Origin of the sequence: Parabacteroides sp. PFB2-10, from assembly GCF_029893085.1 — a bacterium.
In the GTDB taxonomy this organism is placed as follows: domain Bacteria; phylum Bacteroidota; class Bacteroidia; order Bacteroidales; family Tannerellaceae; genus QVMG01.
Genome location: NZ_JARXWI010000020.1, coordinates 1 through 17,500 on the forward strand (window position 1 = coordinate 1; position 17,500 = coordinate 17,500).

General features: G+C 43.9%; 13 protein-coding genes and 1 tRNA gene. 5 read left to right on the forward strand and 9 right to left on the reverse strand.

The features are described 5' to 3' along the window. Window positions 1–480: 480 nt before the first annotated feature. The 5 genes from M2137_RS13265 to M2137_RS13285 form a co-directional block, all read right to left on the reverse strand. Window positions 481–849 carry a DMT family protein gene (locus M2137_RS13265; protein ID WP_280766934.1) on the reverse strand — a complete coding sequence of 123 codons (369 nt, stop codon included), beginning with the start codon at window positions 847–849 and terminating at the stop codon, window positions 481–483. 84 nt (window positions 850–933) lie between these two features. Beyond that, window positions 934–2,127 (reverse strand): pyridoxal phosphate-dependent aminotransferase, encoded by a 1,194-nt coding sequence (locus M2137_RS13270; protein ID WP_280766935.1) that lies wholly within the window; start codon window positions 2,125–2,127, stop codon window positions 934–936. Window positions 2,128–2,207: 80 nt separating this feature from the next. Next, entirely contained in the window at window positions 2,208–3,422 is a 1,215-nt protein-coding gene (locus M2137_RS13275; protein WP_280766936.1) for a bifunctional 3,4-dihydroxy-2-butanone-4-phosphate synthase/GTP cyclohydrolase II, read from the reverse strand. Between the two features lie 520 nt (window positions 3,423–3,942). Further along, window positions 3,943–5,883 (reverse strand): LptF/LptG family permease, encoded by a 1,941-nt coding sequence (locus tag M2137_RS13280; RefSeq protein ID WP_280766937.1) that lies wholly within the window; start codon window positions 5,881–5,883, stop codon window positions 3,943–3,945. Between the two features lie 83 nt (window positions 5,884–5,966). After that, window positions 5,967–6,350 carry an START-like domain-containing protein gene (locus M2137_RS13285; protein WP_280766938.1) on the reverse strand — a complete coding sequence of 128 codons (384 nt, stop codon included), beginning with the start codon at window positions 6,348–6,350 and terminating at the stop codon, window positions 5,967–5,969. A 224-nt stretch (window positions 6,351–6,574) separates the two neighbouring features. On the opposite strand from M2137_RS13285, the gene M2137_RS13290 reads away from it, so the two are divergent. Further along, window positions 6,575–6,648 (forward strand) — tRNA-Met (locus M2137_RS13290). Between the two features lie 210 nt (window positions 6,649–6,858). On the opposite strand, the gene M2137_RS13295 is transcribed toward M2137_RS13290, so the two are convergent. The 4 genes from M2137_RS13295 to M2137_RS13310 all read right to left on the reverse strand — a co-directional run bounded on the left by M2137_RS13295 (window position 6,859) and on the right by M2137_RS13310 (window position 11,520). Beyond that, window positions 6,859–7,200 (reverse strand): hypothetical protein, encoded by a 342-nt coding sequence (locus M2137_RS13295; protein ID WP_280766939.1) that lies wholly within the window; start codon window positions 7,198–7,200, stop codon window positions 6,859–6,861. Window positions 7,201–7,269: 69 nt separating this feature from the next. Beyond that, on the reverse strand, window positions 7,270–8,745 hold the full coding sequence (locus M2137_RS13300; RefSeq protein ID WP_280766940.1) for a DUF3868 domain-containing protein: 1,476 nt from the start codon (window positions 8,743–8,745) through the stop codon (window positions 7,270–7,272). Between the two features lie 8 nt (window positions 8,746–8,753). After that, the gene (locus M2137_RS13305; RefSeq protein ID WP_280766941.1) at window positions 8,754–9,320 is read right to left on the reverse strand and encodes a DUF3575 domain-containing protein; all 567 of its coding nucleotides are present in this window, start codon (window positions 9,318–9,320) and stop codon (window positions 8,754–8,756) included. A gap of 307 nt (window positions 9,321–9,627) precedes the next feature. Continuing rightward, on the reverse strand, window positions 9,628–11,520 hold the full coding sequence (locus M2137_RS13310; RefSeq protein WP_280766977.1) for a response regulator: 1,893 nt from the start codon (window positions 11,518–11,520) through the stop codon (window positions 9,628–9,630). A 959-nt stretch (window positions 11,521–12,479) separates the two neighbouring features. On the opposite strand from M2137_RS13310, the gene M2137_RS13315 reads away from it, so the two are divergent. The 4 genes from M2137_RS13315 (at window position 12,480) to M2137_RS13330 (ending at window position 17,390) form a co-directional block, all read left to right on the forward strand. Further along, window positions 12,480–13,406 (forward strand): FimB/Mfa2 family fimbrial subunit, encoded by a 927-nt coding sequence (locus tag M2137_RS13315; protein ID WP_280766942.1) that lies wholly within the window; start codon window positions 12,480–12,482, stop codon window positions 13,404–13,406. Between the two features lie 1,059 nt (window positions 13,407–14,465). Beyond that, the gene (locus tag M2137_RS13320; RefSeq protein WP_280766942.1) at window positions 14,466–15,392 is read left to right on the forward strand and encodes a FimB/Mfa2 family fimbrial subunit; all 927 of its coding nucleotides are present in this window, start codon (window positions 14,466–14,468) and stop codon (window positions 15,390–15,392) included. 686 nt (window positions 15,393–16,078) lie between these two features. After that, a complete protein-coding gene (locus M2137_RS13325) occupies window positions 16,079–16,666 on the forward strand; it encodes an FKBP-type peptidyl-prolyl cis-trans isomerase (protein ID WP_280766943.1) in 588 nt (195 codons plus the stop codon). A gap of 22 nt (window positions 16,667–16,688) precedes the next feature. Further along, window positions 16,689–17,390 (forward strand): FKBP-type peptidyl-prolyl cis-trans isomerase, encoded by a 702-nt coding sequence (locus M2137_RS13330; RefSeq protein ID WP_280766944.1) that lies wholly within the window; start codon window positions 16,689–16,691, stop codon window positions 17,388–17,390. Window positions 17,391–17,500: the final 110 nt, after the last annotated feature.

Below are 17,500 nucleotides of genomic sequence, written 5' to 3' on the forward strand. Positions count from 1 at the left end.
TTTAATTCAACACCTTCGGCGTTGGTTTGTTTCCACATTCGCTATCACCCCCCAGTCGTTCGCTTCGCTCTCTTCACTGGGGGTTATTAGGAGTTGAAGCCCTTCCGGGCTTTCTGCAAACCTTCAATTTCTTTCCTCTTTGAAGAAATCAGTAACTATCCCCCTCTCTTGTGGAGAACCGGAGGTCGCTTAGCGATAGCGTAAAGCAAACAACGTTCGCTTAGCCGAAGGCGTAAAGCAAAGGGGCAGGGAGAGAGGTCTCCTTTCCCAAATGTTAAAATCGCGATTGTAAGCAAAATGCCTCTTTTACTTACAAATCCATACGTTAAAAAGTGTTTCTCCCGGGAGTTTGTCTCCGAAGTCCCGCTTTTTTGCGCGCAAAGTCCCGCCGAAATTACAAATCGTAAATCGGGGGTTTCGCCGGAAACCGGCGTATTAACATTTATTCACGTTTTAGCGGAACGGTATGACCGGTTCCAATCATTTCATAAAAACAAAATAAACGGCCAATACCAGGCAAACACATGCAGCCAGGTGGTTCCATTGGAAGGATTCGCCTTTGAAGAAGATTGTGGCAAACAGGGTGAAGATAACCAGCGTGATCACCTCCTGAAGCACTTTGAGTTGCATCAGGGAGAAAGGGCCGTCGTTTCCGACGAAGCCGATCCGGTTGGCTGGCACCTGCAGGCAGTATTCAAAGAAGGCAAGCACCCAGGAAAAGAGGATGATGCTGCCCAGGCGCCAGTTGTCGATAAGTTTCATCTCCTGCAACTTCAGGTGGCCATACCAGGCTAAGGTCATAAAAATATTGGAACCGATAAGGAGTAATACGGTGTATAATGCTTTCATATCAAAAAATATAACAGAAGGTGTATGCATGCAAAAAAGCTATTTCCCGGAGGAAATAGCTTTTCTTTTTATGGATTCTTTGGCTTATTTCAGATCGGCCAAGGCTTTCTTCATACGGCTGATCGCTTCGATCAGGTTTTCATCAGAGGTAGCATACGAGAAGCGCAGGCACTTCGGCGCGCCGAAAGCAGCACCACCTACGGTAGCCACATGACCTACTTCCAAGAGATACATCGCCAGGTCGCCGGCGTCATTGATTTGACGGTCGCCCGCGCTCTTACCGAAGTAATAATCCATTTCAGGGAACACATAGAAAGCGCCCTGGGGAACATTTAGTTTGATGCCCGGAATATCTTTGCAAAGATCGATCACCAGGTCACGGCGACGAAGGAATGCTTCACGCATCTGCTCCACACAAGACTGATCGCCATTGAAGGCGGCTACGGATGCTTTCTGTGCAATAGAGCTGGCTCCCGAGGTGTATTGCCCTTGCAGCTTATTACAAGCCTTGGCAATCCAAAGCGGAGCAGCGATGAAACCGATACGCCAACCAGTCATGGCATAACCTTTGGATACCCCATTGATCACCACCACGCGTTCTTTGATCTCCGCAAACTGCGCAATGCTCTGGTGTTTACCGATATAATTAATATGTTCGTAGATCTCGTCTGACAATACGATCACGTTCGGATGTTTAGCCAATACCTCGGCCAATCCGCGAAGCTCCGCCTGAGAGTAAACACTTCCGGTCGGGTTGGAAGGTGAACAGAGGATAAGCGCCTTTGTTTTCGGCGTGATGGCGGCTTCCAATTGGGCGGGAGTAATCTTGAAATCCTGGTCGATACCGGCTTCAATAATCACATTAGTTCCTTCTGCCAGTTTGACCATCTCTACGTAGCTCACCCAGTAAGGAGCCGGAACAATCACTTCGTCGCCCGGGCCTATGATGCTCAGCAATACATTACAAACCGATTGTTTGGCACCACCGCTCACGATGATCTGATCGGTCGTATAGTCCAAATCGTTTTCCCGTTTCAGTTTGTCCACAATAGCCTTCCGGAGATCCATATATCCCGGTACGGGAGAATAGAAAGAGAAGTTGTCGTCGATGGCTTTCTTAGCTGCCTCTTTGATATGTTCGGGTGTGAAGAAATCGGGTTCTCCTACACTTAGGTTGATCACGTCGATACCCTGAGCTTTTAACTCCTGGCTCTTTTGCGACATCGCCAGCGTTTCCGAAGGCGACAAACTTGCTAAACGATCTGAAACTTGTGTCATAGAATTGCTTTTTGTTATTGATTATGTGAATTTGGTGACAAAATTAGCTATATTTCCTGATTAGAGCAACACTTTGCTTTTTATTTGATTTTGTGCAACTGATGTCCCATTCGCTCTTTTTTGGTCTTCAGATAGAATTCGTTGTATTGGTTGGGTGTCACTTCGATAGGCACGTTTTCTACTACTGATAACCCGTATCCTTCCAGGCCTACACGCTTCACCGGATTGTTGGTCATCAGGCGCATCTTGGTAACACCTATATGGCGGAGGATCTGTGCGCCTACGCCATAGTCTCTTTCGTCGGCCTGATGTCCTAAGTGGAGGTTAGCGTCTACCGTATCTAAGCCGTTTTCCTGCAATTTATAGGCTTTCATCTTCTCCATCAAACCGATGCCGCGCCCCTCCTGGTTGAGGTAAACCACCACGCCTTTGCCCTCTTTTTCGATCATAGCCATGGATTTATGGAGCTGTTCGCCACATTCACAGCGCATCGATCCGAAAATATCTCCCGTAGCACAGGAAGAATGAACACGCACCAGGATGGGTTCATCTTTTTTTATCTCCCCTTTGATCAGAGCGATATGGTCTAAGCCGTTGCTTTTCTGGCGGAACGGGATCAGATGGAAGTGACCGTATTCGGTCGGCATATCCACTTCTACGCCCTTCTCTACGATCGATTCGGTTTGAAGACGATAGGCGATCAGGTCTTTTATGGTGATGATCTTTATACCGAATTTTTGCGATACTTTGATCAGGTCAGGCAAGCGTGCCATGGTTCCGTCCGGGTTGATGATTTCTATCAAGGCTCCGGCGGGATATAATCCGGCCAAACGTGCCAGGTCGACGGTAGCTTCCGTATGCCCCGAACGGCGCAAAACGCCCCGGGAGCGGGCACGAAGCGGACTGATATGTCCCGGACGAGCCAGGTCGGTCGGCTTGGTCTCCGGATCGGCCAGGGCAAGGATCGTCAGCGCGCGGTCTGACATAGATACACCGGTAGTGCAACCTTCGATCTTATCGACCGTGACGGTGAAAGGCGTATCGTAAATGGAGGTATTATGTTGCGCCTGCATTTCCAGTTCAAGCTCCTGGCAGCGCTCTTCCGTGATAGGGGCGCAGAGGAGGCCGCGTCCTTCTGACATCATGAAATTAACCTTCTCAGGAGTAATTTTTTCGGCAGCAATGATAAAATCACCTTCGTTTTCACGGTCTTCGTCGTCGACAACAATCAGGAATTTTCCTTCGCGGAAGTCTTCTATCGCTTCTTCTATGGTGTTCAGTTTAAATTCGTTCATGGTCTGTTGTTTTGCTATTTATTCGCTGCAAAAGTACAACAATTATTTCGAAGCATCGCGAAAGCCAAGAAGAGTATTTTGATTTGAAAAAAGATGTTCTTCCGGAGTTGCAACATTCAATGGTTTAGCCGGAGAATGCCTCTTTTGAGTCGTCTATGATCTTTCATCGAAAAATAGGCGAAGATTCGTCCTATCAGGTGACTATTCTGCCGCTCCGTGATAGTGCAAACAAATGTTAAAATCGTCCATTTCCGACAAAACCCCCAATTTACGATTTGTAATTTCGGAAGGACTTTGCGCGCAAAAAGGCGGGAGTATTTTTGCAAACTCCCGGGAGAAACACTTTTTAACGTATGGATCTGTAAGCAAAACAGCCGTTTTGCTTACAATCAACATTTTAACATTTGGATGATTGTTGTGTCAAAAAAACAGACGGCAAATAGATATTTACCAAATGAATCCTTACGGAATTTGGGAAATGTCAAAATGGGAAAAGGAAGAAAAAAGGAAGAAATAATAGTTAGGAAGTAATGATTTGCATGAGTTCTTCACTGGTGCGCAATACCACTTTCACATCGTGGCGAAGCAGTTTCCGCTTGTAGGTGGCAAGCAGGTAAAAAGGCAGACCTATCGGGAAAAGAATAGCAATGATAAGACCCCATGTCGGATTGATGTCGAAATTCATCTGGTAGTATCCCGACATGATTGGGTAGTCCATCAATTTATTGATAACAAGTATCTGGTTCGAATTGCCCAATTCTTCCACAATGGCTTCCACCTGATCCGACAATTGCTGGGCAATGGGGTCTTTTCCGCCCTGCTTCCAGAAGCTGAAATAATTGGTCCATCGTTTATGTGAAGAAAGATAATGTTTACAATCGCCGATCAGTTGCTGCAAACGGCCGGATACGATCCGGTAGTCCGGATTGAAAATGATCACCTCCTTCATGTCTACCTTGCGGTTCGAACGCTTTCCGATCAGGTTTTTCAATGCGTTGATATAGGTGTCGGCATTCAGGATTACGGAGTCGTTCACCGCTTTATAGGTAAGGAAAATACCCATCGGTGCTAATACAGCCGTACTCAGCCACATCCCTTGCCAGGCAGCCCAAACACCCTCCTTGGCCATTTTGAAGCCTATATTATCAATGATATAATAGAAGATGAAGAGCAAAACGGAGATAACCACAGGAACGCCCAATCCTCCTTTACGGATAATTGCGCCTAAAGGGGCGCCAATGAAGAAAAAGAGCAGGCAGGCGACCGATAAAGTAAACTTTTTATGCCATTCTGTTTTGTGCCGCCGTAGGGTGTTGCCCTCCGCTCCGATGTTGGCGCCACGGAACAGATAGTCGCTACGCGTATTATCAATGGAGCTTTTCACTCTATTTAATACAGACACTTTGCCACTTGCGGTCTGCTCGGCATAATATTTATCGAAATTGATTTGCGACGCTTCATGGGCTCTTACCTCGTTCGAACGCATAAATTCTTTGAAGTCGATCTCCTCTTTCTCTTCTTCCGAATGGGGAACCGGTTGGCTTTGGTTGATCGATCGCTTGTATGAATTGTTGTAAACCGAACGTGCATTCAGCTGGTTTATGCTGTCAAGGCGAAAACTCATGGAATCGATCGATAATTGCAGGTCTTTCAAGTCTTTCCCGACATACATATTGGCCATGAGAGACTCATCGTAGCGATTGAAATTTGCATCGAACTCGATCAATACCTCTTTGCTTTTGAATGTCTCGCGACGGTAAGGAACGGCGGTCTGCCCCCGGTTTGTTTTCTTAGGATCCAGGTTTTCAAACGACTCTCCGTCATACATGGTTAAAACAAGAAACAATTTATCGTCAGAAGTTTTCAAACGGCCGGAGTCGGCAAGAATCACCCGGGCGTTATTGAATCCATTTGAATAATCATAGATCATCATGTCTTTCAACAGGCCTGTTTTCTTGTCTTTCTCTTTTACATACACATTGAAGTTGGTAATTCCTGTATAAAAAGAGCCTTCGGGTATCTCCAGTTCGGGTGATTTGTTGCGAATAGAGTTTAAAAGGGTGTAGAGTTTTACCTGAATCACCGGCATAGCGTTGTTCTGAAAGAAGAAGGCGCTGATGGAAACAACGATAATCAGAACCATCAACGGGCGCATAATGTGTATCAGAGAGACGCCAGCCGACTTCATGGCAAGCAATTCGAGCCGTTCTCCTAAGTTACCGAATGTCATAAGCGATGCCAATAGGATGGCTAATGGAAGCGCCATGGGTATCAACGATAAGGCGGCATACAGGAACATCTCCCCCAAGACAGACATATCCAATCCCTTCCCAACCAGATCGTCAATAAAACGCCAGAGGAATTGCATCAATACAATAAACAGACAAATCCCGAACGTCATAATAAATAACGGCAGGAAAGTCTGCAACATAAAAGTATATAATCGTTTTATTCTCAGCATTGCCAATTCGGTTGAAAGCGCAAAAGTAGTGCAAAAAACGATAACAAGTTCATTCAAAAGGGTGAAACTACGCTAAGAACCTGTTAAATTCCCAAGCTACGTTTAAGACGGTCGATTTGTGAATCCCAAAGATCAATAGCATCTTCCTTTTCATCGGCCTCCGCAAAGTCGGTAATTTCCAACGCGGTAGAGCCGGTCAACTCAATCGTATGTAACTTAAATTCAAAATAAGTATCCTCCTCTTCGTCATCTATCCACCGATAGCGCACACTTATTTCCGGCCTCAACGCAATCACTTCTGCCAGTTCTTCTTCTTTATCCCATATGAAAGTGTATGTAGAACCATCAATCATCACGTCGTCGGCAAACCATGACGATAACCCCGGGGGGGTGGTCACATGGTTCCATAAACTGCGTTTGGAAACCTTATCAAAAACATACTCGATATGAAACTTCTCTTTTTTCATCCCAGTAATTTTTAGTATTGCGCACAAGTTACATAGAAAAAACGGAACGAACGGTATATATGTTTCAAAAACACCGCCGGATGATTCAGTTTTTTTTGAAACCCGCGACACTATTCGCTACTTTTTTTTGAAAAAGGTTGCAGAATAGAAAAAATACCTCTACTTTTGCACCGCATTCGACGGGAGGAATAACATTCTTCTGTAAATAGCAAACAAAACATGATGGCGAGATAGCTCAGCTGGTTAGAGCGCATGATTCATAATCATGAGGTCCCCGGTTCAATCCCGGGTCTCGCTACGAAGAGAACCAAAGACCTGCAGAATCCTGCAGGTCTTTGGTTTTTTATTTGAGGGTATCCCCAAGGAATGCCTTGGATCACCCAGATAATATCATTTTGCTTTAAGCAAAATCACCAACAAAAAAAGGGGAAGTACCGGTCTGTGACCGGACTTCCCCTAAAAATACACCCTCAATTTTCGCTAAGTCTTATGTACCCAGCAAAAGTCTTTAAGCAGATAATTTTTCTAATTGTTGTCTTTTCCACTCAGGGAAACCAGCAACGGATCTGTTCATACTGAATTGCAACTTATCGTCAGCAACCAGCTTTAAGGAAACCCCCGGATGCAAAGGCAAACTCATGTCGTCTACCCGGAATTCGGCTTTCAGCAAAACTACATCGTAGCCACCGCCAATCACCTCTTTCCCCAAAATAACCGAACGCATTGCTGCCAAATAGTAGGCAGAACGCTCATAAGCACACCATACATCCCCTTCCAAATACAGATACACGTTATTTGGATTGTCCACTTCGTTTAGTAAGACATTTTCAATGTCCAAAATACGTTCCATGTTAAAACAAATTAGAAAATCAACACTATATATTAAAGATGCCCACACGGCATCTTCCCCCTTCTATAATTATTGATCAAATCCTGCGAAAAGAGCGTTATCTTCTCTTTTCTTGCGCAGTTGTTCCAGATTGGCTGCTGCTTCACGCACTCCCCCGTTTTGAGCTTGTGTAAGCAACTTCTCTGCCTCATCCAGATTGCCTTCCAGCAGATTCAACACCCCGCGTGAATGTACTGCCTGAATGCTGTTACCAGCTTTTGTCAGGTAATTGCGCGCAGCGGCGTAATCCTTCTTGCTGATGGCGATATTGGCTGCGTTCAAATTAGCCACTTGATCTTCCGGGAACATCCGGACAGCTACTTCAAACACATTATTATATTCGGCACTTCCCGGCTGATAGGTATTTGCCACGGCAAACATTTCATCCAAGCTCAGGTGCTGCGGACGCGTTTTGATGATTTCACGTCCTTCTTCCACGGAGAATCCGCGTACCGTATAGTCGATCCGGTACTCCGTACGACGAAGTGGCGGGAAATGCTCTGCTAATACATATTTATAAGGAGCACCACCATCCAATGCGCGCAACTTACGTTCTTTCACGTCGGGTTCATCCGAGCTGTTGATGATATCCATTACACTGGCACGTGAAGGCACATTCATGTCTGCTTCTACGCGTGCTTTGAATCCATCCCAGTCTTCGGGTTGAGAATCCAATGTGAAGAAGTTGAGAGCGAACTGGCGGTATTGCTGCATAATGTAATTACGCAACGCTTTCGTACGGTTGTCGGCCAGCGTCGCATTGCTCTTGTAAGAGCCTTCCGGTGAAGCAAACCCTTTCAGGAAAATGCCCACAGGCGTGATATCTTTGTCGTTGATAACAGTCTCGATCGTGCTGCGGATCTTTCCTAACTCCACCGCATTGTTGCGGAAGTCGGGCAGGATCTGATAGCGTCCTACCTGGAAATCCAGGTATGCCGTTCCCACTTCAGCACGTTCTTTACGCGTTTCCACTTCCGGCTTCACATAAGCGTAGGTCGGCTGTGGTTCGTAGCGTTTATCCGGGCGTTGCAGGATATTGTTAGCGATCAGGATCGGATTGCCTTTTGATTCGTTTCCGCATCCGCAAAGATTGGGATCCAATACAAAGCGAGCGCTATGCATCCAGTCTTCCCAAGGAATGGTTGTTTTATATTCCACCACGTGTTCATCTTGTTCCGGAGCAACCAATACCACGAAGCGAGGCTCATCCTCCAGGTTGTTTAATGCGATTTCACGATGATAGACTTTATCGCGGTTCTTTCCGTTGATCAGAATCGACGGAAGACCCATTTTCTGACTTTCGGCTTCCAACACCGGTGTCAGTGTCAGGAATTCTTTCGATTTAACGATATCACCCGGTATGCGGATGGTAGCATCAATGCTTACGGTGTTACCTTTGCGTTTCAGTTCGTTTGAGGTAACACTCACGGTGGATTGCGCCATGGCGGAAAGGGTTCCGGCTGCAAACAACACCAATACGATACATGTATGTAGATATTTCTTCATGGCCCAAATCATTTAAAGAAGTAAATAAAAGAAAGTGCCACTTTCGTCACACCAAAATAATCTCTGTCTTTCTCAACAAAATCCCCGCAGCAAAGACAAGGATATCTGTCGTGTTCCATATGAGCCCAACCGGCGCCAATCACGGCTTCCATGCTCCAATGATCGCTGAGCAGCCATTGATAACCATAAGAAAGACCTGCTCCGTAAAGCGTTCCCTGGTAGCGGTGATCTTCCATGTTTTGACTCAGGAACTTAATGCCTCCCACGTTGTAATCGCCATAATGCCCATGGAGTCCGAAGAAATGTCCATTGAATTTTTCACAAGTCCAGTAGCGCAGTTCGGGTTGCACTAACCAATGTTTTAAACGCATCGCGTCACATTCATCACTAAATTTCCAGGGGTTATAATTTCCGGAAATGTCTAAAGTCCACTTATCTGCCAAACCGAACTCAACACCCAGATTGATGGTTGTTGTCAGGTCGTAGAGTAAGTTAGACTTTACCGCAAACTTCTGGCTATAGGCATTGGTTGTCATAAAAACCAGAAGCACGAAAAGGAAAAGTACTTTTTTCATATACTTACGTTTTAAATATTATACATCAGCTAGTCACTCACCTATTCCCCGAACACTCTAACATATATTAAATCCGTGTAACATGCCAATGATATACGGCTTTACAACAGAGCTTATTCTCACATAGGATATTTCATGTTACAAATATAGAGAAAGTTCCTCCTCATAACGATAGGTAAATCTTTCATCTTTTAAGGGTAAAACTACCAATAACATTGGTAAAACTACCAGTTTCAAAAACTTGATAGACTTACCGATGATTCGACGAAAAAGCTTTGTTTTGAATACGTCACGCATTCAAATTCCGTCAATTAGGCTGACCATATTGCGAAGGAGTCACGCCAAACTGCTCGGCGAAACGTTTGCGGAAAGTAGCGGTATCATTGAAGCCCACCATCTCGGCCACCTCCGCCACAGAATATTTCTGCATCAACAGAAATTCAGCGGCTTTCTTCAAGCGAACGGTACGTGTCAGCTCCAGGATGCTACAGTCGGAATACTGCTTGATCTTACGGTAAAGCGTCGGCAGGCTGATATTGAGCTCGTCAGCCAGAATCTTCGCCTCGAAGGTCGAATCGTTCAGATGGCTCTCTATCGAGCGGATTACGGCATCGATAAACGGACTGTTCTTCGTGCCCGGTATGCCATGCGATTCTTTCTCTTCGCCCGGAGCAGCTCCTTCAGCGCCTCCGTTACTCACGTAGTAGTGTTGCAGCTCTTCACGCTTTTTCAACAGGCTGCCGACTTTACTACGCAGGATCTCCACATCAAACGGTTTGGTGATATAATCGTCGGCTCCGGCTTCGATCCCTTTGATCACATCTTCGCTCTCTACCTTGGCGGTGAGCATTACGACCGGCGTCTGCGCCGTGCGCTTGTCGCTTTTTATCTCGCGGCAGGTCTCGAAACCATCTTTTATCGGCATCATCACATCACAAAGGATCAGGTCGGGCAATTCCGCGAAGGCGGTATCGATGCCCTCTTGTCCGTTGCGCGCTTCGACCACCTGGTATTCTTTGCTGAATACATGCTTGAGGAACCAACGGATCTGGTCGCTGTCGTCGATCACCAATAATTTCTTGCCGGTCGATTTCTTTTGCGGGATCACCTGGATCAATTCTGCTATCTCTTCTTTTTGTTTGTCGTTCAGTTTCACCAGGTCGCCTTCAGGCTCTACAAATTCTACCCGGCGCTCCATCAGATGCTTCTTACCCAGTGGGATCAGCATAGAATAAGACGTACCGTTGGTAGAGGTATCATACTCATAAATACCGCCTATGTCATCGACCATATCAATCACCTGGCGAAGCCCGCGGCGTGCGCTTTCATTCTCATCCAGCCCTTCGTCCGAGACGGTCAGGTTACAGTAGGCCGTGTCTTCCCGGCGTTCCACCGAGATATCGAGCACCACCTTCCCATAGATAAAGGTACTTTTCAGCGCATTAGTTAACAAGGTACGCAAAGCATATTCCATTTTCCGGCGGTCGAGCCATACCCAAAGTACGGCCGTCTGTGTGGTCACCCGGAAATCTATACTGTTCATCGCGATCCAGTCGACAAAAAGGTCGCAACTCTGGCTGGCGATCTCGATCATATCATAGCGGGCTACACGCAAATAACTGGCCACGTCGTTGGTGCGACGTGTCCCGATCAACTGGTCGGCAAGGTCCTGCAGCGCCAGTGTGTTACGATAGGCCGAGATCAACTGCGTCGACATATCCTCTTCAGGACTTTTATTTTGTACCACTAAAGAAAGGGATCCCAGAATAAGGGAAAGAGGGGTACGCATTTCGTGGATCGTTTCAACAAAGAAACTGTCCTGGATCGTCTCAGCCTCCTGCACCTGGGTCTTGGCGTGCTCTTCTTTTTCAGCCGCTTCACGCAGGATCGTATCGTTTTCTTTTATCTTGGCAACTAAGATCTGTTCCAACTCACGCTTATTTCCGGTAAGGGTCGAGATGGTCGCTTCCTGCTCTTGTGATTTTTGCTCCAGCTCCTCTACACCTTTGGCCAGCTCTTCATTTTTAACGCGCAACTCCTCCGCCTGCGCCAAAGCCTCTTCCCCTTTCTTCTTGAAAAAGAAAAATAATCCGGCAGCTACACCGGCTAAAAGAAGAATAAAGACAACAATGAGTATTCCTGTAGAGGAACCGCTACTTGCATCATTGGCATAGGTTATTCCCGGTAATAGCGCAAGCATTAACAGCCAACTCCCTTTCCGGAAGAGTGTATTCGTTTTCATAGGGTATTTCCTTTCATTAATTAACGATCAGCGATAAAACAGGGGCTCCTGCCAGCCTGTTCCACGCAAAATTACAAAGAAAGAATGTCATATTCAATCCAAAACCGCTTTTTTTTGCAATTCATGATTTTATTCCTCTTATTCATTATAAATACTTTTTCGCGATTTGTGTTTTAGGGTTCCTATACATTATATATATATAGGGAGAAGAGGCTACGCGAATCGTCTTGAACCGGGAAATCCCTAAATCAGCGTAATCCCGGTTCAAGACGAAATATCATTTTGTCAAAATCGAGGGAGTTTATTTCCGAAATAGCAGGAGTATTTTCACAAACTCCCGGGAGAAACATTTTTTAACGTATCATATTGTAAAGCAAAATGGCCATTTTGCTATCAAAATGACAAAAAGCGTTCGCTTAGCTGAAGGCGCAAAGCAATTTCAGTTTGAGCGTTTTCGGAGGACCCCGACCTGGTTTTAGCGAAATATGGCTCGGTTTGCGTGAGCTATTTACAGCCAACCGGGCAAATGGCTTCAAATATGAAAAGGATATCAAGGAGACAAAAAGCAAAGCTGATACATACACCACCCTATAAATCCACAGAGAAAAACCGCAGAATAATATTTTTAACTTCCTATATAATACTTTTACCACCTATATAAATAAACGATTTTCACATCAAGGAAGATCGTTTTACCACCCTTTTTGATGTGTTTACACACTGTTTTGATCGGTATACATGCTTTTTTGAGAGAAAAACGATTGTTTTAACTGTTTTTAACGCTAAAAGATTTGGTAGTATGAAATACGGCTGTATATTTGCATCGTGATGATACATTTACAACGGGTTGAGGGACCCAAATGAAGAATCACAAAACAATTAAATAAAACGTATACACAACAAAAAAATTGAGAGTCATGAAAGCAAATAATTTTACAAAAGGTTTCTTAGCAATAGCAACTTTATCTACTCTGTTGGCGTTCACTTCCTGTTCGTCTGACAGCAGCGACTCCAATTTCACCTCTACAGAAGTAGTAGCCACTCAGCAGGCTGATTTCACAGTTAAAATCAAAGCGGTTGACAAAGCCGGCAAAGATATCACCACGTATGGCGAAGGAAACGATGTAACGCTTTACATCTTTGACGAGAAATATGATTTCATCGCCTCACAGAACATTACAAAAGCAGCCGTTATGAACGGCCAAAAGATACAGATCCACGCACAAAATGCGAACCGTATTACCGTGGTTGCATGGGCTGGATTATCAAACAACAAAGAAGAAGTTAGTTCACTTACCAAAGCCAACATTTTATCTGATTTACGTGTTCAGTTGAAACAAAACAATGGACAGGTCACTACTCCCCCCAGTGACCTGTTCTATGGACAACTGACTTTAGACCGTACACAAACAAAAGCTGACCAGGTAAATACACTGGTGGTAGAAAGAAAAGTAGCACAATTCACACTCGCTACCCTGAATGTTACTGAAGCTTATGGCACAACAGGTGACTATTATTACAAAATTACTTCTGCCTCATCTGCCATAGATTATAATGGCAACGTGACTGGTTCTGTAGTTAGCTATATCGTGCCGACTTCTGTAAACGAAAACGGCAACCTTGCAAAAGAACAGATCTCTATTTTTCCGTCCGATGACGTGACTGTAGAGCTTTATAGAAACGATCAACTGATCCTTTCCAGCAAAAATTTCCAAAAAACTGAAAAAATGGCTGTAAACGAAGGAGAACAAGCCGTAGTATATTTCAACGCTGCTAACGCTAACAAGATCACTTACCATGTAGCAAACTTTGGTACTGTTGTTAATATTGTTAATGTAGCGTAACACCATCCGCCCTCAATTTTTGTATACGTTATAATAAACCGTCGCACATTTGGATATTCCCAAATGTGCGACTTGCTTTTCATACACCTCAAAGGGAGTGATAGTTTTACCGAAATAAATGATAGTTTCACCACCTATCCAAAACCCGCTCTACATGCGGAGTCTCAAAATAAAGTGATCGGCAAACCTATCATTTGTGATAGGTTTGCCGACTTTATGATAGGAATACAATAAGAATGATAGCTTCGCCAGCTTTGCTGATAGGAATGCCGCGGCGAGAAACACAACATCCGGCAAAGAAACGATAAACCCGTTTCCAGAAAGAGTTTTCAAAACGGAAATGATAGCATTGCCACCTTTATGATAGTTTTACCACCGCGTGTTATAAGGATGAATAAAAAGGAAGATCCACTCGTCTGAGTCAGGATTGCCCGGATAAGATAGATCTCCGGAATGGAAGGCTAATAGATTTCCTCTTCATCTTGCTATCCTAGCAATCCTGATTCAGACGAGTGAAGAATAAAAGCAATCAGCTTAGCCGTACGGCACGCAAATGATATAAATGAAGCTTATTGTCGCATAGGTACAAATCTAATTACAATAGATAATCTCCAATAATCCTTCTTTTAGCCTGCGCTATCCAGACGCCTACAGAAGCTAACAGACACGTATTGAAGTCACCGCAAAGCAAAACCCAGCATATTTCCCCTAACTGATACATACACCACCCTATAAATCCATAGAGAAAAACCGTAGAATAATATTTTTAACTTCCTATATAATACTTTTACCACCTATGTAAATAAACGATTTTCACATCAAAGAAGATCGTTTTACCACCCTTTTTGATGTGTTTACATACTGTTTTGATCGGTTTACACGCCTTTTTTGAGAGAAAAACGATTGTTTTAACTGTTTTTAACGCTAAAAGATTTGGTAGTATGAAATACGGCTGTATATTTGCATCGTGATGATACATTTACAACGGGTTGAGGGACCCAAATGAAGAATCACAAAACAATTAAATAAAACGTATACACAACAAAAAAATTGAGAGTCATGAAAGCAAATAATTTTACAAAAGGTTTCTTAGCAATAGCAACTTTATCTACTCTGTTGGCGTTCACTTCCTGTTCGTCTGACAGCAGCGACTCCAATTTCACCTCTACAGAAGTAGTAGCCACTCAGCAGGCTGATTTCACAGTTAAAATCAAAGCGGTTGACAAAGCCGGCAAAGATATCACCACGTATGGCGAAGGAAACGATGTAACGCTTTACATCTTTGACGAGAAATATGATTTCATCGCCTCACAGAACATTACAAAAGCAGCCGTTATGAACGGCCAAAAGATACAGATCCACGCACAAAATGCGAACCGTATTACCGTGGTTGCATGGGCTGGATTATCAAACAACAAAGAAGAAGTTAGTTCACTTACCAAAGCCAACATTTTATCTGATTTACGTGTTCAGTTGAAACAAAACAATGGACAGGTCACTACTCCCCCCAGTGACCTGTTCTATGGACAACTGACTTTAGACCGTACACAAACAAAAGCTGACCAGGTAAATACACTGGTGGTAGAAAGAAAAGTAGCACAATTCACACTCGCTACCCTGAATGTTACTGAAGCTTATGGCACAACAGGTGACTATTATTACAAAATTACTTCTGCCTCATCTGCCATAGATTATAATGGCAACGTGACTGGTTCTGTAGTTAGCTATATCGTGCCGACTTCTGTAAACGAAAACGGCAACCTTGCAAAAGAACAGATCTCTATTTTTCCGTCCGATGACGTGACTGTAGAGCTTTATAGAAACGATCAACTGATCCTTTCCAGCAAAAATTTCCAAAAAACTGAAAAAATGGCTGTAAACGAAGGAGAACAAGCCGTAGTATATTTCAACGCTGCTAACGCTAACAAGATCACTTACCATGTAGCAAACTTTGGTACTGTTGTTAATATTGTTAATGTAGCGTAACACCATCCGCCCTCAATTTTTGTATACGTTATAATAAACCGTCGCACATTTGGATATTCCCAAATGTGCGACTTGCTTTTCATATACCTCAAAGGGAGTGATAGTTTTACCGAAATAAATGATAGTTTTACCACCTACCCAAAACCCGCTCTACATGCGGAGCCTCAAAATAAAGTGATCGGCAAACCTATCATTTGTGATAGGTTTGCCAACCTTGTGATAGGAATGCGACAAGATTGATAGTTTTACCTACTGGAATGAGAGGATCGCCGCGCCGTCACAAAAGACAATCGGCAAAGAAACAAAGAGAACGCTTTAGAAAGGGATTCCACAAAGAAAGTGATAGTTTTACCAATCATATGATAGTTTTGCCTACTCATCTGATATAAATGAACAAATGGTTTAGCATTCAACTTTCCCTCACTCAACAAAAGCCGGGAAAAGTTGATCTATCTATCTAAAGAAGACAGCCCCTCTGAGAATCGCATATTTTTAAATTTCCGAAACATCGCCGGGAATATCTCATTCATACGAGCCATCAAAAAGATTCATGCACGCCATATAAACGGAAAGAAGAAAGGGGATAATAAAGAGATAAACCACCTGTAATCAGAAAGAAATAACAAGATCGATATAGTATATCCGATAAAAACACTACTTTTGTAGGCTATAAAATAAAAAGATATATGGATAAAGTTAGTTACGCTCTCGGACTAAGTATTGGAAACAATTTCCAATCTTCAGGAATCAATCAATTAAACACAGAAGATTTCCTCCGGGGTCTGAAAGATGTATTAGAAGAAAAAGCACCTGCTATCAGCTACGATGAAGCCAAACTGGTCATCAATGAATACTTCACAAAATTACAGGCAGAGAAATTAGAGAATAACAAAAAAGCCGGAGAAGAGTTTTTGCATGTCAACAGCCATAAAGCGGGCGTAACCGTTCTGCCCAGCGGCTTGCAATATGAAATCCTCAAGAAAGGCACAGGCGCTATTCCTGTTGCTACCGACAAGGTCAAATGCCATTACCACGGCACGTTGATAAACGGCACCGTGTTTGACAGCTCCATCGAAAGAGGCCAACCAGCCGTATTCGGCGTGTCACAAGTCATACCCGGATGGGTAGAAGCACTGCAACTTATGCCCGCCGGTTCCAAATGGCGTTTGTTCATCCCCTCCGACCTGGCCTATGGTGAAAGAGGTGCCGGGGAAGCCATAGAGCCCAACAGCACGCTTATCTTTGATGTAGAATTAATAGAGATTGTGAAATAACAGAATTATAAATTATAGTAAAATGAAAAAGATTAATTTTTTACTGGTTTCAGTATTTGTTGTAGGCAGCATTGCCTTCACTTCCTGTCAGCCGAAAGTCGGCAACGCAAAACTTACTAACGGCGCCGACAGCGTCAGTTATGCCATTGGTATCCTCAACGGAGATGGATTCAGACAAAACCTCAAGGGTCTACCCGGAGAAGTGAATATCGAAACGCTTATCGCAGGTTTTGTAGAAACATTGAGAGATGAAAATGCAAAAACAAAAATTCCTTTGGAAGAAGCAAATACCTTTGTTCAGACTTATTTCCAGCGCATTGCTGAGGAAGAAAAAGCCAAAAGCAAAATAGAAGGCGAAAAATTCCTGGAAGAAAACAAAGCGAAATCAGGCGTGATCACTACTGAAAGCGGTCTGCAATACCAAGTAATCACAGAAGGAACCGGTGCACGTCCTACCGAGACCGACAGAGTAAAAGTACATTACACCGGCACCCTGCTTGATGGAACCACATTCGATAGCACGATCGAACGCGGAGAACCGGCTGTTTTCCTCGTAAACGGTGTTATCTCAGGATGGACAGAAGGTTTGCAAATCATGCCTGTCGGATCAAAATACAAATTCTGGATTCCGTCTGAACTGGCTTATGGCGAAGCAGACAACTATTCTATCCCGGGTAACAGCATGTTGACCTTCGAAGTAGAATTACTGGAAATCATGGAATAAGCCCTAAGTGGCATTTTGAACATATAAAGACGAGCGCAATATGCTAAACAGCATACTTGCGCTCGTCTTTTGTCTTATATTATTACTTTTTACTATCATTTTGCTATCTA

Coding starts and splice junctions, on each gene's coding strand:
- M2137_RS13265 (WP_280766934.1), bottom strand. CDS start 849: ATGAAAGCATTATACACCGTATTACTCCTTATCGGTTCCAATATTTTT.
- M2137_RS13270 (WP_280766935.1), bottom strand. CDS start 2,127: ATGACACAAGTTTCAGATCGTTTAGCAAGTTTGTCGCCTTCGGAAACG.
- M2137_RS13275 (WP_280766936.1), bottom strand. CDS start 3,422: ATGAACGAATTTAAACTGAACACCATAGAAGAAGCGATAGAAGACTTC.
- M2137_RS13280 (WP_280766937.1), bottom strand. CDS start 5,883: ATGCTGAGAATAAAACGATTATATACTTTTATGTTGCAGACTTTCCTG.
- M2137_RS13285 (WP_280766938.1), bottom strand. CDS start 6,350: ATGAAAAAAGAGAAGTTTCATATCGAGTATGTTTTTGATAAGGTTTCC.
- M2137_RS13295 (WP_280766939.1), bottom strand. CDS start 7,200: ATGGAACGTATTTTGGACATTGAAAATGTCTTACTAAACGAAGTGGAC.
- M2137_RS13300 (WP_280766940.1), bottom strand. CDS start 8,745: ATGAAGAAATATCTACATACATGTATCGTATTGGTGTTGTTTGCAGCC.
- M2137_RS13305 (WP_280766941.1), bottom strand. CDS start 9,320: ATGAAAAAAGTACTTTTCCTTTTCGTGCTTCTGGTTTTTATGACAACC.
- M2137_RS13310 (WP_280766977.1), bottom strand. CDS start 11,520: ATGCTTGCGCTATTACCGGGAATAACCTATGCCAATGATGCAAGTAGC.
- M2137_RS13315 (WP_280766942.1), top strand. CDS start 12,480: ATGAAAGCAAATAATTTTACAAAAGGTTTCTTAGCAATAGCAACTTTA.
- M2137_RS13320 (WP_280766942.1), top strand. CDS start 14,466: ATGAAAGCAAATAATTTTACAAAAGGTTTCTTAGCAATAGCAACTTTA.
- M2137_RS13325 (WP_280766943.1), top strand. CDS start 16,079: ATGGATAAAGTTAGTTACGCTCTCGGACTAAGTATTGGAAACAATTTC.
- M2137_RS13330 (WP_280766944.1), top strand. CDS start 16,689: ATGAAAAAGATTAATTTTTTACTGGTTTCAGTATTTGTTGTAGGCAGC.